Here is a 15,277-nt window from a genome sequence, read left to right as displayed (position 1 = left end):
TCGGATGGCGGCACCCGCGCAGACCCTCCTTTTGTTTGGCGCGACGGGCGATCTGTCGCGTCGGATGTTGATACCTTCCCTGTTCGGCCTCCATGCGGATGGGTTGCTGCCACAGGATCTGCAAATCTACGGCACCGCGCGTAGCGAGATCGATGACGCCGCCTTCCGGGATACGGCCGCGGAAGCGCTGCAGTCGATCGTCAAGGACCGGGACCTTGCGCCGGATATCCTCGAAAGCTTCCTTGCCCGCGTGCACTATGTCGCAGCGGATGCGTCGCGGCCCGAGACCCTGGCAACGCTGGGCGAGGCGCTTGGCGCGCGCGCCAATTCCGGGCTCGCCATCTTCCTCTCGACGGCGCCATCCCTGTTCGAATCCACGATTGCCGGGCTGGAGGCAGCCGGGCTCGCCGGCGCGCAGACCCGGTTGGCGCTGGAAAAGCCGCTCGGCCACGATCTCGCATCCTCGCAAGAGATTAACGATGCGGTCGCGCGGGTATTCCCGGAAGCGCGTACGTTCCGGATCGACCATTATCTGGGCAAGGAAACCGTCCAGAATCTGTTGGCGCTGCGCTTCGGCAACATCCTGTTCGAACCGCTTTGGAACGCGAGCGCGATCGAACATGTCGAGATTACCGTTGGCGAAACGGTCGGCCTTGAGGGGCGCACCTCCTATTTCGACGGCATGGGGTCGCTGCGCGACATGGTGCAAAACCATATGCTGCAGCTGCTCGCGCTGGTCGCGATGGAAGCGCCGGCCCAGTTCACCGCAACTGCGGTCCGCGACGAGAAGGTGAAGGTGCTCCGTTCCCTGCGCAAGCTGGACGCGAAGGAAAGCGTGATCGGCCAATATGTCGCCGGTGCGGTCGATGGAAAGCCGGTCCCCGGCTACGCCGATGAACTGGAAAAGCCGTCCGACACCGAAACCTTCGTCGCGCTGAAGGCGCATGTCGATAATTGGCGGTGGCAGGGTGTCCCCTTCTATCTGCGCACCGGCAAGCGCCTGCCACGGCGCACGTCGGAGATTGTCATCCAGTTCCGGCCCGTGCCGCACTCCATGTTCGCGGGCAAAGGCGCCGCCCTACAGCCGAACCGGTTGCTGATCTCGATCCAGCCGGACGAGAATATCAGCTTCACCATCATGGCCAAGCAGCCTGGGCTGGACCGCGACGGCATTCGCCTGCGCGAGGTACCGCTGGACATCCGCATGGCCAACGCCTTTGCCGACGTGCGCCGCCGCATCGCCTATGAACGGCTGTTGCTCGATCTGATCGAAGGCGATCCGACGCTGTTCGTCCGCCGCGACGAGGTGGAGGCGCAATGGGAATGGATCGACGCCATCCGCGCCGGCTGGGAGGCGAATGGCATGACACCCAAGACCTACCCTGCGGGAACGTGGGGTCCGGCGGCCGCCATTGCGCTGACCGAGCGCGACGGCGTGACCTGGCATGAATAACCCAAAGATGAGTGAGTATACGGCATGATCGAAGCAGAATGGTGGGAACATGATGACGCGGAGGCGTTCGCCGAAGCGGTCGCGGGCGATATCGCCTTCATCATCGAGAGCGCCCTGGATGCTCGCAATGGCGCGGTGATCGGCCTGTCCGGCGGCAAGACGCCGGTGAAGGCGTATGAGAAGCTCGCGACCATGAAACTGGACTGGAAGCGGGTCACGATCTTTCCGGTCGACGATCGGCTGGTCGCGATGGACAGCCCGCTGTCCAACGTCGCGATGCTCGCCAAGATCTTCCTGCCCAAGAGCGGACGCGTGATGCCGCTCGGCGCCGACAATCCTGATTACCAGGCTGCGGGGAACGCGGCCGATGCGCGCCTGCAGGATCTGCATTGGCCGCCGGATCTGGTCGTGCTGGGTGTCGGCGGCGACGGGCATACCGCGTCGATCTTTCCTGGGCCCGATCTGGAAGCCGCACTCACCGCGCCGAAGACGCGCCGGGCGATCGGCGTGATGCCCGATCCGCTGCCGCCGGAGGCCCCGGTTGCGCGTGTCACGATGACGCGGGCGGCGATCCTTTCGGCCAAGGCGCTGATGCTCTGTCTGACCGGCGACGCCAAGCGCGCAATCGTCGAGCAGGCGATTGAAGACGGCGCCGGATCCAAGGTGCCGATCGGCCAGGTTCTGGCCGAGGCCGAGCAGCCGATCGACATTCACTGGGCGGCGTGATGTCCCGTCACCCTGTTATGGGGTGACGGATACTTTCCTCAATCACCGCCTCGGGTCTGCAGCAGCCACTGATCGCGGCCCTCCAGCCCGATCGCGGTGAGCACGCCGGTCATATAGGCACCCGTATCGATGCCGATGCGGTTGGGCAGCAGCTCGGCCGCGTCGGATACGCTGTGGCCGTGCACGACCACGACGCCGTGATCCGCGCGGCTTTCCAGGAATGGCGCACGGATCCAGCGCAAATCCTGACGCTCCTGCTGCGCTAGGGGCACGCCCGGGCGAATGCCGGCGTGCGTGAAGAAATAATCCCCGAACTGCACGCCGTCATGCATCGTCGACAGAAAGTCCCGATGCGCCGCCGGCACATAGGATGGCAGTGTATCCGGGGTGAAGTGATCGGGCGCATCCAAAACCGCCCGCGGCGCGCCATAGCTTTCGAACAGCTCCCGGCCACCATAACGCAGATAATGGAGCATCGCGTCCAGATCGGGATCGTCGATCAGCTTCAGCAGCATCTCTTCATGATTGCCCATCACGAAATGAAGCTGCGCGAAAGCAGGCGGCTGTTTGAGGAAAAAATCGACGATCTCCCGCGATTGCAGGCCTCGGTCGATCAGGTCGCCCAACATGACCACATGCGTGTCCGCCGCGCCGCGGGCCTCATTGTCGGCCTCGATCTTGCCGATCAGTCGCTGGAGAAGATCGAACCGGCCATGCACATCGCCGATCGCATAGACACGCTGCCCCGCCGGGATTTCAGCAGGGGGAAGAGGCGTCGGCGTTTCTACCGGCCGTTTGCGCCAACGGAACAGGCTCATCAATTCGCTACAACGCGGACCGGCGGGACTATGTTGCAGATATCGATCGCGCCCGCCGGACGGGCGTAGAAGGCGTCCTTGCGATTGGCCCGCGCGGCGACGTAGCGGGCGAATTCCACGCTGTGGTCGGATAGATATTCGAACCGCGGCCGTGCTGCCGCCGGGATCTCGGACGCCAGCCGAACCGACCGGATCGGCGTCCGCTCCGCTGCCGTCTTGTAGAATCCAAGCGCGCCAGTGCCGCGCGGCAGCGCCGACAGATGCTCGATGCCGGCAATGACACGACCGACCAGCGCGATGTTGCGATCAAGCTGGCGCGGCGCCTGACCGATTACGACATACAGCTCAGCGCCGGTGCCGGTATCGGGCGAGAGGTCTCGGCCAACACCGACCATGCCGTAGCAGTGGACGGGCCAGACGCTGTTGCGATCAGAGGCAATCGGCCAGCCGGCATGCACGGCGACCCATGGCGCGTAGGAATCGCGATCATGCCAGCCATCCGGCGCGGCGGGCGTGATCGTTCCCGCGATGGAGGCTGCCGCTGTCGCGCCCTTGCCGGAGGGAGCGCCCGGCCCTGCGTCCGCAGGCAGGGCGCCTGCGGCCACGACATATTCGCTGTCCGCCACCCTCACCAAGTCCTTGGGAAGCGCCTTCTTTTCCGTCGCATCGCCCCATTGGACGACGTAATTGTCCTGCACCCGGTTCACGCTGGTGCCGTCCCACCAATGGCTGCGTGCCAAAGCCTTGATGTTGACGATATGACCGGCGGCAAACGGGGCCGGCATCAGTTGGATAACGATCTGCCGTTTCTTGCCTGCGCGATTCGGCGCCAGGTCCATCACCAGCAGACTGTCGGCGGGAATAGGCGTCCAGGCGGAGCGTGGTGCCGCAGCGACGATTTCGGCTGGCGCCTGCGCAACGCCGGCGGCGCGCGGCAGCACCGCCAGGGTCGCGGCGCTGCTTACAGCGACCGCACGCAAGACAGTATATTTCATGGGTCGAACCCTGCCACATGGAGGCCGCCTTGCGAAAGCCTTTCCCCTTCGATAGGGGCACCACTCCAGCGGAATGGAGCGGTGGCCGAGTGGTCGAAGGCGCTCGCCTGGAAAGTGAGTATACGGCAAAACCGTATCGAGGGTTCGAATCCCTCCCGCTCCGCCATTCCGCTGGACCACAATGTCCACAAAGGCTCACAGGCCGTTCCTACCCGCTACGCCCATGCGGGATCCGGAAGGACCGGACATAGTGTCGCGGCAACTATCAGTTGCATGATGACAGCGGTCACCTATTTTTCTGAGATGCTCGGCATCGACTATGAAGGCCAGGATTGCTCCGCAGCGAGGGCGCTCGAACTCGTCGGCGAACGCTGGAATCTGTTGATACTTCGCGATGCGATTTTCCGGCGAACGACACAGTTCAACGTATTTCAGCGCAGCCTTGGCGTTGCCACCAACATTCTCACGAAGCGTCTGGAGCGTTTCGTTCAGACGGGTTTGATGCAGGGTCCGATCGACGGCCATTACCATCTGACCGACAAGGGTCGCGATTTCGCGGGTGTCGTCGCTGCGCTCACGGCGTGGGGCGATCGCTGGGTGTCGCCCGGTCCGGTGGACTTCGTCGAGGGCAAGACCGGCAATCTGGTCGTGTCGCGCCTGGTGCGCCTTGAAGACGGTGCGGAAGTTGCGTCGGCGGACGTCGCAGTCCGCCGACGTACAGCCGAGGAACGTCAGGCGGCCAGCGCGTCCGCTTCGGCGTAATTGCCTTCCTGCTCGGCCAGCGCGGCGAGAAAGGCCGGACGCGCCTCGCACCGTGCAAGATAGGCGGACACGACCGGCTGTTCGGCGACAAGCTCGGTATGCCGCAGGAACCGCAGCGTCGTTGCCATGATGATGTCGGCAATGCTGAACCTGCCGACGAGATATTCGCGGCTTCCAAGCGCATCGGCCAGCTGCGCAAGCCGATAGCGGATCGATCCGACCGTGCTGTCGCGAACCTCCGTGGATCGCTCGGCATTTGCGCTGAGTATGTCGAGCGTGAACAGTATGACGATCGGTGGCTCAACCGTGTTCAGCGCCGCGAACATCCAGGACAATGTGCGCAGCCGGTCTTTGGGATCTTCCGAGAGCAGCACCGGGCTGTTCAGCCCAAGCGCGTACAGGATCGCACCACTCTCAAATACGGTCTCCCCATCGATTTTTGCGATGGGCACCTGACCGAAGGGATGGTCCGCCAGATATTGCGGCGAAATACGATCCTCGAACGCGATCAGGGCAAGGTCATAGGGCTGGCCACTTTCGCGGGCGGCCCAACGTACCCGCAGGTCGCGCACCAACCCCCGCGCGCGGGGCGGAACAGTTCGGAAACCGGTTGTTGTGATCGATCGCATGACGGACCTCCAAGATCATGGTGGAAACAGGATGTCCCGATCACTTGCATCATGCAAGTGATTCCTTGCGGAAGAATGGACCCGCTCGCGGTCTTTACCTGCTGGTCGGCCAGCGAAGCACTGTCACGGCTCCGATCTGAACAGATGCGGCAAGATCGACAGCACTTGCCATTCAAGCTCTAGAAAGCTGAAACTGGTATAAAGGACGCTGAAAGCGAGGAAAATGTTGCGTAAAGTAAATCTTGTTTCGAGTACCGCCGGACGATTGCTTGCAATGGCGACCGCGGGCGGCGTTGCGCTTGCCGGTATTGCCCATTTATCCTCGCACACAGATCATTCTATTCAGCCGGAACAACGGCCAGCCGCGCCCTTGACGGCTATTTCGGCCTCAAAGCCGATGCCCGCTGCCCCGCCGCCTGTTATGCAACCCATGTCCAGCGCGGCGGCGCAGCTGAACCAGCATGTCCGCCGCCTTGGTGAGACCTTCCCAGGCGATGTCGGCATCGTCGTGCGCGACGTTCAGACCGGTTGGACATCGCATTATCGGGGGCTGGATTATTTCCCGCAGCAAAGTGTCAGCAAGCTTTGGGTCGCGCTGAGCCTGTTCGACCAGATCGATCGGGGGACCACGGGACTCGCTAACGGGATCGTCGTTCGGCCTGAGGATCTGACCCTATTCCATCAGCCGATCCGCGCGCTGGCGCTTCGCCCCGGCGGTTTTCGTACCACCAACGAGGATCTGGTGCTGCGCGCGCTGACGCAAAGCGACAACAGCGCCAACGATCGGCTGTTGAACCTTGTCGGCGGTCCAGCGGTTGTGCGCACGACTTTGGGCCAGAAAGGCATAACAAGCGTGCGATTTGGGCCGGGCGAGACGCTGATGCAAAGTCAGATCGCAGGGCTGGCGTGGAAAAGCGAATATAGCCTGGGGCAGCGCTTCTTCGACGCGCGGGATGCGCTTCCCGCCGCGTCGCGCCGGGCTGCGTTCAACGCCTATATTGCGGATCCGGTCGATGGGGCGACGCCGCTTGGTATCGCGGATGCGCTGGCCCGCCTGAAGCAAGGCTCCCTGCTCTCCCCCGCTTCCACCAGTCGGATGCTCTCCATCATGGCGCAAACCAGGACGGGGCCGCAGCGACTGAAGGGGGGCCTCCGCAACGGTTGGAGTCTGTCGCACAAGACGGGAACGGGTCAGATTTTCCAGGGTGAACAAGCGGGCTATAACGATGTCGGCATCCTCACGTCGCCCGACGGACAGGCGTATGCGGTGGCCGTGCTGATCGGACGCACCCGTCAGCCGCTTCCCGAGCGCATGAAACTGATGCATCGCGTCGTAGCGGCGACAATCGAATATGACGCCCAGCTTGCGGCGCAACGCGCCGCTGCGGCGTCCCCGTCTGAGCCGACGGAGCGCAGTTCGTGAACCCATGGTGGTCACGCAAAAGTGACGAGAACCCAGGTGCCGAACCCGCCGATCAGCGTGTTTCCGATACATGGTGGCAACGATGGCGGTTGCGGCAACGATTGCCGATCACCCACCTCCCCGGCTGGCGCCAGGTCGCCAAATGGAGTGGCGGCGCTTGCCTTGCGCTGTTGCTGGTTGCGGTTGCGTGGGCGACCTGGGTCGCGCCACCATGGGGTTCGATGCAGCCGGCGGGCAAGCCGACCTTCATTTTCCTGAGCGCCGATGGCACGCCGATCGCGCGGCGCGGTGGGCAAGATGCGCCCGTCGATGCCGCGAAACTGCCGCTGCAGGTGCGCGGCGCGTTCATTGCGATCGAAGACCGCCGGTTTGCGACGCATCACGGAGTCGATCTGCGTGGACTGTTGCGCGCGACCTGGCGAAACGCGCGCGCAGGCGGCGTCGTCGAAGGCGGATCGACCATCACGCAGCAGCTCGCAAAGATCGCCTTCCTCAGCTCCGACAGAAAGATCGGGCGCAAGGTGCAAGAGCTCGTCCTCGCCGTTTGGCTGGATGCGTGGCTTAGCAAGGACGAGATATTGTCCCGCTATCTATCCTCCATCTATTTCGGCGACGGCGCTTATGGCCTGCGCGCCGCCGCACGGCATTATTTCCAGAAGGCACCGGAAGATCTGAGCCTTGCCCAGGCCGCGATGCTGGCGGGCATGGTGAAGGCGCCAAGCCGGTTGAGCCCTACAAACGATCTTCGCGCCGCGCAGGCGCGCTCGCGCCTGGTGCTCGCCGCCATGAGCGAAGAAGGCATGGTCAAGCCTGCCAAGCTGGCCGGCATTCGACTGGCGGTGCCGAGGGTTGCCGATGACGAGCTGCCGGGCGGCACCTACTTCGTCGATTGGATCGCGCCGCAGGTCGAGGCGGGCGCCAAACAGGAGGCGGGCCAGGTCCAGGTCAGAACGACCTTGGAGCGCGGGTTGCAAAAGGCCGCCATCACCGCGCTGACCGGCGTGCTCAACTCCCAAGGTTCGGCGCTGCATGCGACGCAAGCCGCCATCGTGGTTATGCAACCGGACGGCCGTGTCGTGGCGATGGTGGGTGGCCGCAGTCACCAATCGAGCCCCTTCAACCGGGCCACCCAGGCGAGACGCCAGCCCGGATCCGCGTTCAAGCTTGCCGTATATCTGGCCGCGATGGAGCATGGATATTCGCCCGACTCCATGGTCGAGAACAGCCCGCTCACGATCGATCAATGGACGCCGCGCAATTACGGCAATCGCTATGGGCCACCGCTGCGCTTGCGCGATGCCTTCGCCCAGTCGAGTAATGTCGCAGCCGTCAGGATCGCCGAACAGGTCGGCCGCGGTCAGGTGACGGCTGCCGCGCGGCAACTCGGCATCGAATCGCCGATCGCCTCCGGCCCGTCAATGGCGCTGGGAACATCGGGGACCACCCTGCTGGAGCTGACATCCGCTTATGCCTCGATCGCGTCGGGCACCTTTCCGGTGAAGCCGCGCGGCCTGGCCGATCAGACGGCTGCCGCATCGGCAGCCAGTCCGCGCCGCTTCGATCCGCGGACACGCGAAGCGATGCTGGACCTGCTATGGACGGCGACCAACCAGGGCACCGGCCATGCAGCCGCCCTGTCCATTCCCACCTTTGGCAAGACCGGCACCACCCAAAATCATCGGGACGCCTTGTTCGTCGGTTTCGCCGGCGGGCTGATCACGGGCGTCTGGGTCGGCAATGACAACAATACGCCGATGCGAGGGGTCACCGGCGGCAGCCTCCCGGCGCAGATCTGGCGCCGGTTCATGAGCCAGGCCAATCTGCGCGAGAGCGATCTGCCTTTGCCCGCCGGCCTGCAGCAGGCGATTGCCGAGCGGCAGGAAGCGATGCGCGCGGCCGCGGCAGAGCGCGAGGCCGCGGCGCTGGAAGCCGCCGAGGATGAGGAGCTTTCCCCGCTCGAACGCTTCTTCGAGCCGCTGATCCCCCGCTTCCTGCGCGGCGATTCCGATCGGCGGCGGCGGTATGACCCGGAAGACCGGGATTATCGCCGCGAAGACGAGCGACGCTATCGCGAGCCTTCCTACGATGAATGGTAGCGGACGCGCCTCGCGCGCCCGCTCCGCTCCCCACGCCCGCCCTCAGTAGACCTTCTTGTACCGCAAGCTGACGTTCGAGCCGCCGAAAGAGCCGGTCTGGCTCAATACGCTGAGCGCCCGGCTGAGCGATATTTCCAACTGGGTGGCCGTGAAGCCCCGCGCGTCGGTGACGATCTCCACATAGATATTGTTGGAGATATATTTCCCTGCGGCCAGGGCAGTCCCGCGACCTGCGCTCTGGTCGGCGCCGAGCACGCGCAGGCGATCGATGCCGGCAAGGCCGCGCAATTTACCCAGCGGATTAAGCCCACCGCCCGATCCACGCAGCGAATTCAGCGCCGCGGCTAACTGAATGGCCTGGGTCGGCGACAGCGACGTGATCGACGTACCGAAAAGGAGGCGCGACAGCACTTCATCCTGGGGAAGCGCCGGAGTCGAGGTGAAGCTGATCTGGGGGCGTTGCGCATAGCCGCCGATCGTAATGGTGGCGCTCACGCCCTCGACGGTTGTGGATGCGGCGATATCCAGCTGCGGATTGGTCATGCCGCCCTGGAACGTGATCGTTCCGTGATCGAGGTCGAAGCGGCGACCGGCGAAACTATACGTCCCACGGACCACCTCCAGCTTGCCGAGGACGGATGGGTCGGTCGACGTGCCCCGCACGCGCATGTCGGTCCGCCATTCGGCTTCGAGGCCCATGCCGCTCACGAAGATCCGGTTGTCGGCACGCAGGCGGATATCGAGCTTCCAGTTACTGGGCAGTGCCGCGGCGCTATCCTGAGCGGTTGATGGGACATCGCCCTTACGCCGCACCCCGGTAAGCTCGGGGATTGCGGCAGAGCCTTCGCGCACGATCTGATAACGGGCCTCGGGAATGCGCAGGTCGCCCTTGATCAGGCCGCCCGCGCTTTTGCTGTTCGTGACGGCCAGATTACCCGAAACCGTCGCATCAAGATCGTCACCCCGCGCAAGCCTGGCCCGATCCAGTATCACCTTCACATCGATCGGGAAGCCGCTCGCGGCATCCAGGCCGACCCGTCCGCTCGCCGCGATAGTCCCCTCGCCCGCGCTTGCTGTCAGGCGATTGAGCAACAACTGCGATTGGGTGAACCGCCCATCGATCGCCATGCGCGACAAAACGGTGCCAAAGGCTTCATTTTCGTAGCGAAGCGCATCTGCGCGGATGACGCCGGTGACGGTCGGCCGATCCAGACGACCTCCGAAATCCGCGCCGATCGCGATCGGACCGGAGAGATCCTGCCGGGCGATGCCGCTCATGCTCCACAACACTTCGGCGGGGCCGTTATAGCGGATCCCACCGGAAAGCGGCGCGGAGATCAGGCGTTCGGCGATACCGGCACCGGCGCCGAGCGGCGCCAGCCGCGCCTGCATCCGGCCCAACACAGCCCCGTTCCGCTTGATCAGCGCGCGTACGTCACCGCCCGTCTGATTGAGCGTTCCGAGCAGCGCGATGTCCACCGGATCGGACACGGTGAGCGCCGCCGTTCGGTTGAAGCCCGCAACATCGATACGCGCCCGCACGTCTGGCACGGCGCCGCCCAGATCAGCATCGATCGTGCCGGACGCCTTGCCACCAAGGCCAAGGCCCGGCACCACCGCGTTGACGATCACAACGTCCATATTGCGGAGCACCGCATGCATCTTTGTGCTCGCGCCATACTCGCCCGTCAGGTCCATCTGACCCTGCGGCACGACAATGGTGGTCGGCAGCAGCCGCCAGGTCGCACCGGTCTTGGTAGCGACAGCCGGCGCGGCGAGGCGGATCGGCACGCCGCTGACATGGCCGGTCAGATTGGTGACGATGCGGGTGGGCGCAAGGGCGGCCTGGGTCGCAATGTCGAACGGCGTTCCGGCGGCGGCGCCGGCAGCGACAAGCGCGACCCTGCCTTGCCCCGCGCGATAGTTCATCCGCCCGCGCGCCCGGGCAATCTCCAGCGTGCCGCTCCGCACGGTTTGCAGCGCAAACCTTCCTTCAAGCGATGGTCCGGCTGTTTCCAGCAGGACGGTGGCAGAAACCGTACCGCTGCCGATCGTGATCGGAACCGTGCCGGGAATACGCGCTGCAGCGGCCGTCAGAGCCACATCGGCGCGCTGGATCGATCCCGCCGCGCCAAGGCGGATGCTGCCATTCAATCCCGATCCGACCAGCGCAAGCGTGCCGACGAAGGGTCCCGCAGGCGCCTGCTGTAACTGCCCGCTCAGGCGGATCCCGGCTATCATGGCCGAGGCGATATCGATGCGGGTTGCCCCGCTCCCGAAGGCCAGCTTTGCGTCCGCGGAAAGCGGCCCATAATCCGATTGGCCACGTGCACGGATGCGATAGCCGCCATTCGCGCCTTCGGCCGTCGCCTCGAGGTCCCTCAGCCCCAAACCCAGCCCGGGATGATCGGCGCGCAGGCGTGCGAGCGGCCGCGCGACGGTTCCGGTCACATCGACGCTGATCGGACCGTAGGCGGCGGAGCGGCCGCGCGCATGGAAACCGATCCGGCCATCGGTGCGATAGAAGCCGTCGCCGCTGATAATTTGAAAGCGCGGCGCCCGCATCCGCAGATTGCTGACCGTCGCGCCACGGGCAAGATCATAAGCGACATCGGCAGTAATCAGCGCGTTGCCGCCCAGTTGTTCGCGCACGCTGGCATTGTCGAGGCGGCGGGTCAGCGCTTTGACATGGCCTTTGACGGCGAACCCGCCGCTTGCCCCCGGAACCAGCCTGGCATCCGTCACCAGGTTGATCTTGCCGAGCCCGTTCACTTGATAATCGTTGACCCGTCCTTTCAACGCGCCGGTGTACGTCCCCTTCGCGAGATCGGCGAGGATGATCGCGGTTGCGTCGATCCGGGCGGATCGCAGGTGGAGATTGTCGCTTGCGATCTTGCCGTCTTGATAGGCAACGTCACCATCCAGCCGGATATTCGTCAGCAGCCCTCCAGCGGCGGCATTAAGCCCACTGATCGATCGGGCGGTCGCATGAACGGGGATTTTGATACGATTGGTATCGATGACGCCGCGGCCCTGCACCGCCAGACCCGTAACACCCATGGTGCCGAAGCCCACCGATGCCGCCGTGAGACGATAGTCCGTATTGGGCGCGGCAAGCGCACCGTCCAGCTTCGCCTGGAAACGCACGCCGCTCGCGCGGAGGTCGGGAGCGAGCGCGGAGGCGTTCAGCAGCCGCGCATCGATCTGCAGATCGCCAAGACGGCTATTCCCCAGGTCGATCCGCCCCGACGTGCGGAGCGTGAAATAGTCCGATCCCGCCTGCAAGCGTGCGTCGATCTTGCGGTCCGCCAGCTTGGCGACCAGATCCAGCTGTATCGCGGGCGAGGTCAACTGCGCGGCGGGGCCGGACAGCAATAGTGACGGCCGCACGGCGCCTTTGGTTTCGAACGTGCCGTTGGCGCCATTGAGGGTAAGCGCGCCCAGGGAGGCGCCACCCAAAGCGCCCCGCGCTTCCCCACGCCAATGTGCCCAATCGCCGCTGCCTTTGACGGTCAGCGTCAGCGGCTTGCCGAACTTCCCATAACTATCGATCAGCCCACCCACCGGCGCGCGCAGATCGGCGTCGATCGCCAGGCGATTGTCGTCCGGTACGGCATCCACCATCAGGTGCAGGCGATCGCCCCCGGCAAGGCGGACGCCGCGAACAGCCTGTGCATCCAGCCGGATTTGCGCGCGTCGATCCGCTATTTCGGCCGATCCGCGCAGTTGCAGCGCATGGCGCTGCCCGGTCACCGGCGGCAGGATCGTCAGTTGCCCGACCTCGATCTTGCCGAGCGTTATGTCCAGATCCGGCAGCAGCGGGGCATCCGGATCGGCCGGCACCGATTTCAGCTCCGGGCGACGCAGCAAAGTTGCCGTCGGCGCTTGCAGAAGCCGCACGTCCACCTTCGAATGGAGATAGGCGAAGGGCCGCCAGTCCACGGTGAGACGCGGAATGCTGGCAAAAATGCCGCGTGGGTCCCGTACCTCGACATCGTGCAACACCATCTTGCCATAGATCGAACCGTCGATCCTGCTGGCCCGAAAGTTCAGCCCTGACGCCGTGCTATATCCGGCAAGTCGATCGACCACGAAGCGCCGGCCCGGCCCGGTATCGACCGCCAATACTCCGACGAGGATGAGCAGAACCAGCGTAGCAATCGCAATGCCGGCCCATTTAAGGATACGCAGGGCCATCAAAAGGCCTGTCCGATCGAGATATAGACACCGACTTTTGACTCACCCGGGCGGCGCCCCAGCGGCGTGGCAACGTCCAGTCGGAACGGCCCGAAATTCGTATAATAACGCGCGCCGATACCGACCCCGTAACGCATATGGCTAATGCTGGGGCTCGAGCTCTCCCCGACACGACCGCCGTCGAAAAACGGCACGATCCCGTAATTGCCGAAGCGGTACCGGCCCTCGACGGAGAATTCTGTCAGCGAACGGCCGCCAATTGGATCGTTATTCTGGTCTTTGGGGCCAAGCTGTTGATAGCCGTAGCCACGTACCGATCCGCCGCCCCCGGAATATAGCCGCCGCGACGGGGCGATGTCGTTCCGCGCAGCGCCGACGATCGATCCGACCCGCACCCGCCCGGCAAGCACGAAATTATTGGTCAAAAGCGGCAGATAGGCGGTCGTCTCCGCCAGCATGCGCGCATAGGTATCGAAACCGCCCCCGCTCTGCTTCTGGGCTTCGGGGCTTAGCTTCGCGGTCACGCGAAACCCGCGCGTGGGATCAAGCAGGCTGTTGGAGCGGTCATAGCCCCCCTGCAGCGGCAAGGCCGCGATGAAATAGGTGTTTTTCGGGCGGGACAGATCCGCCGGATCGAAGGGTGTTTCGCGCGAGGCGGTGAGCTCTGTGCCGATCGAATAGGTCCAGCGCTTCTGCCAAATGGGGGTTGATTGGCGCGAAAGGCTGCCGGTCAAGCTGACCGACTGAGCATCATACGCATCGAACCGTTGTCGGCTGACCGCTATGCCCGCCTGGAAAGTCCGATCGCGCAAGCCCGCATTGGAGCGGCGAAACGTTGCGCTCACCTCTTGCTGCTGGGTTCCCGCGGTCGCATCCAGGATCAGCGCGCCCTCCGGGCTCCACAAATTATTATGCGCCCAGCCGCCACTCACCTTCACGCCCTCACCCGTGCCGTAGCCGGCGCTGGCCGACAGGGTGCGCGCCTTGCCCTGAACCTGCTGTACCAGCAGATCCACGGTTTCCGTGCCGTCCGGCTGTATCTCCCCAGTCCGTACCGGCGTTACGGAGACGGTCGACAACAGCCCGGTGCCGATCAGGGCCTGTCGTAAGTCGTCCGTCTGGCGGCTGTCATAGATCTGACCCGCCTTGAACCTTGGAAAGACATTGAGGTGATCGACCGCGAATACCGGGTCACCTTCCGTTCGCAACTGCCCAAATCGCGATTTTGGCCCCGCTCTGACGGGCAGGCTATAATCACCGGTGAAGGCGGCGGGATCGAGCAGGATGTCCCGCTGCCCCACTTCGACGAATGGATATCCCTGCTCGGGCAGGCGCAGCGACACGCGGGCCTCGGCATCTTCGATCCGTTGCGCCTGTATCGGCTGGCCGCGCTGAAGGTCGAGCGCCCGCTGCGCCAGCAGATGTGGCTCATCCGCCAGCCCCGTCAGCGTGATCTGGGACAGGTTGTACTGCTTGCCCGGCGTGGCCGTGATGGTGACTTGCGCAACCGCGCCCGGTGCTACCGCTGCCGGGATCGTGGCAAGGGCAGTACCGTCGAAATATCCCTCCGACCGCAGCAGGCGCTCTGCCAGCTGGACATCCTCGTCCGCTCGCGCACGAATCTGGGTCGCGTTCGCTGCCTTCTTGCCGTCATGGAGGAGTGCCGAAAGCGCACGAAACCGATCGTCCAGCCCCACCTCCTGAAAGCCCTCCAGGCGGAGCTGATAGCGCAGCTGTTGCGGCGCATCGCCTTTCGCCTGTTCCGTCGCGGTGGCCGGCAAGGGCACGGCATTGAACGTCGCCAGGGGTGCCAGCGGTGCATTCAGGTCGCTATCCGGGCTGGCAACAGGCTCCGCGCTCGCGGCGGGAGCTGGGAGTATGACACCTTGATCGAGCGGTGGGAGCGCGGTTTCGAATTCGCGGTCATCGTTACTGATCGGCTGCTTCTGATCGACCGTCTGCGCCAGCAGCGCAAATGGGGTGAGCTGCGCCACCACCACGATCCAGCAACGATGCCCCTTGTTCAAACTAAAGCCTTACCGATTGTCAGTGTTTTCATCGTCTACGTCTTCCGCGGATCACCGGGCGGCCATTCATCTGCGCCACATGGTCAGCGACCGGGAAGCCGGTGGCTTGCTTCAGCCTCGATAGCGGCCCGGCTTCGAGAGAGGACGCATG

The 15,277-nt window shown here is 64.4% G+C and carries 10 protein-coding genes and 1 tRNA gene; 6 read left to right on the top strand and 5 right to left on the bottom strand.

Annotated elements, in window-relative coordinates:
* The first annotated feature begins 4 nt into the window (after positions 1–4).
* On the top strand, positions 5–1,453 hold the full coding sequence (gene zwf / locus ACSBM8_RS05935; protein WP_442680733.1) for a glucose-6-phosphate dehydrogenase: 1,449 nt from the start codon (positions 5–7) through the stop codon (positions 1,451–1,453).
* A gap of 24 nt (positions 1,454–1,477) precedes the next feature.
* The gene (pgl, locus tag ACSBM8_RS05930; protein ID WP_442680732.1) at positions 1,478–2,179 is read left to right on the top strand and encodes a 6-phosphogluconolactonase; all 702 of its coding nucleotides are present in this window, start codon (positions 1,478–1,480) and stop codon (positions 2,177–2,179) included.
* Positions 2,180–2,217: 38 nt separating this feature from the next.
* On the opposite strand, the gene ACSBM8_RS05925 is transcribed toward pgl, so the two are convergent.
* Positions 2,218–2,997, bottom strand: coding sequence for a metallophosphoesterase (locus tag ACSBM8_RS05925; RefSeq protein ID WP_442680731.1), 780 nt, complete (start codon positions 2,995–2,997; stop codon positions 2,218–2,220).
* Positions 2,997–3,992, bottom strand: coding sequence for a peptidylprolyl isomerase (locus ACSBM8_RS05920; protein WP_442680730.1), 996 nt, complete (start codon positions 3,990–3,992; stop codon positions 2,997–2,999). The genes ACSBM8_RS05925 and ACSBM8_RS05920 overlap by 1 nt, the downstream gene beginning before the upstream one ends.
* Positions 3,993–4,067: 75 nt before the next feature.
* Between ACSBM8_RS05920 and ACSBM8_RS05915 the strand changes: the two genes are divergently transcribed.
* Both ACSBM8_RS05915 and ACSBM8_RS05910 read left to right on the top strand, forming a co-directional pair.
* A tRNA-Ser gene (locus ACSBM8_RS05915) sits at positions 4,068–4,158 on the top strand.
* 107 nt (positions 4,159–4,265) lie between these two features.
* Positions 4,266–4,754, top strand: coding sequence for a winged helix-turn-helix transcriptional regulator (locus ACSBM8_RS05910; protein WP_442680729.1), 489 nt, complete (start codon positions 4,266–4,268; stop codon positions 4,752–4,754).
* On the opposite strand, the gene ACSBM8_RS05905 is transcribed toward ACSBM8_RS05910, so the two are convergent.
* Entirely contained in the window at positions 4,724–5,383 is a 660-nt protein-coding gene (locus tag ACSBM8_RS05905) for a glutathione S-transferase family protein (RefSeq protein WP_442680728.1), read from the bottom strand. The two genes, ACSBM8_RS05910 and ACSBM8_RS05905, sit on opposite strands and share 31 nt — an antisense overlap.
* A gap of 430 nt (positions 5,384–5,813) precedes the next feature.
* On the opposite strand from ACSBM8_RS05905, the gene ACSBM8_RS05900 reads away from it, so the two are divergent.
* Positions 5,814–6,806, top strand: coding sequence for a serine hydrolase (locus ACSBM8_RS05900; protein WP_442680727.1), 993 nt, complete (start codon positions 5,814–5,816; stop codon positions 6,804–6,806).
* An 89-nt stretch (positions 6,807–6,895) separates the two neighbouring features.
* A complete protein-coding gene (locus ACSBM8_RS05895) occupies positions 6,896–8,902 on the top strand; it encodes a transglycosylase domain-containing protein (protein ID WP_442680726.1) in 2,007 nt (668 codons plus the stop codon).
* 42 nt (positions 8,903–8,944) lie between these two features.
* Here the strand turns inward: ACSBM8_RS05895 and ACSBM8_RS05890 are convergent, their stop codons facing one another.
* Together ACSBM8_RS05890 and ACSBM8_RS05885 are read right to left on the bottom strand one after the other, a co-directional pair.
* Positions 8,945–13,099: a translocation/assembly module TamB domain-containing protein gene (locus ACSBM8_RS05890; protein ID WP_442680725.1), complete on the bottom strand. Its 4,155-nt coding sequence runs from the start codon at positions 13,097–13,099 to the stop codon at positions 8,945–8,947.
* Entirely contained in the window at positions 13,099–15,126 is a 2,028-nt protein-coding gene (locus ACSBM8_RS05885) for an autotransporter assembly complex protein TamA (protein ID WP_442680724.1), read from the bottom strand. The genes ACSBM8_RS05890 and ACSBM8_RS05885 overlap by 1 nt, the downstream gene beginning before the upstream one ends.
* Positions 15,127–15,277 lie beyond the last annotated feature (151 nt).

Origin of the sequence: Sphingomonas sp. ASY06-1R (genome assembly GCF_052180265.1) — a bacterium.
GTDB lineage: Bacteria > Pseudomonadota > Alphaproteobacteria > Sphingomonadales > Sphingomonadaceae > Sphingomonas_I.
Note: the sequence above shows the minus strand (reverse complement) of the source record. Positions and strands in the feature narration are given on the sequence as shown.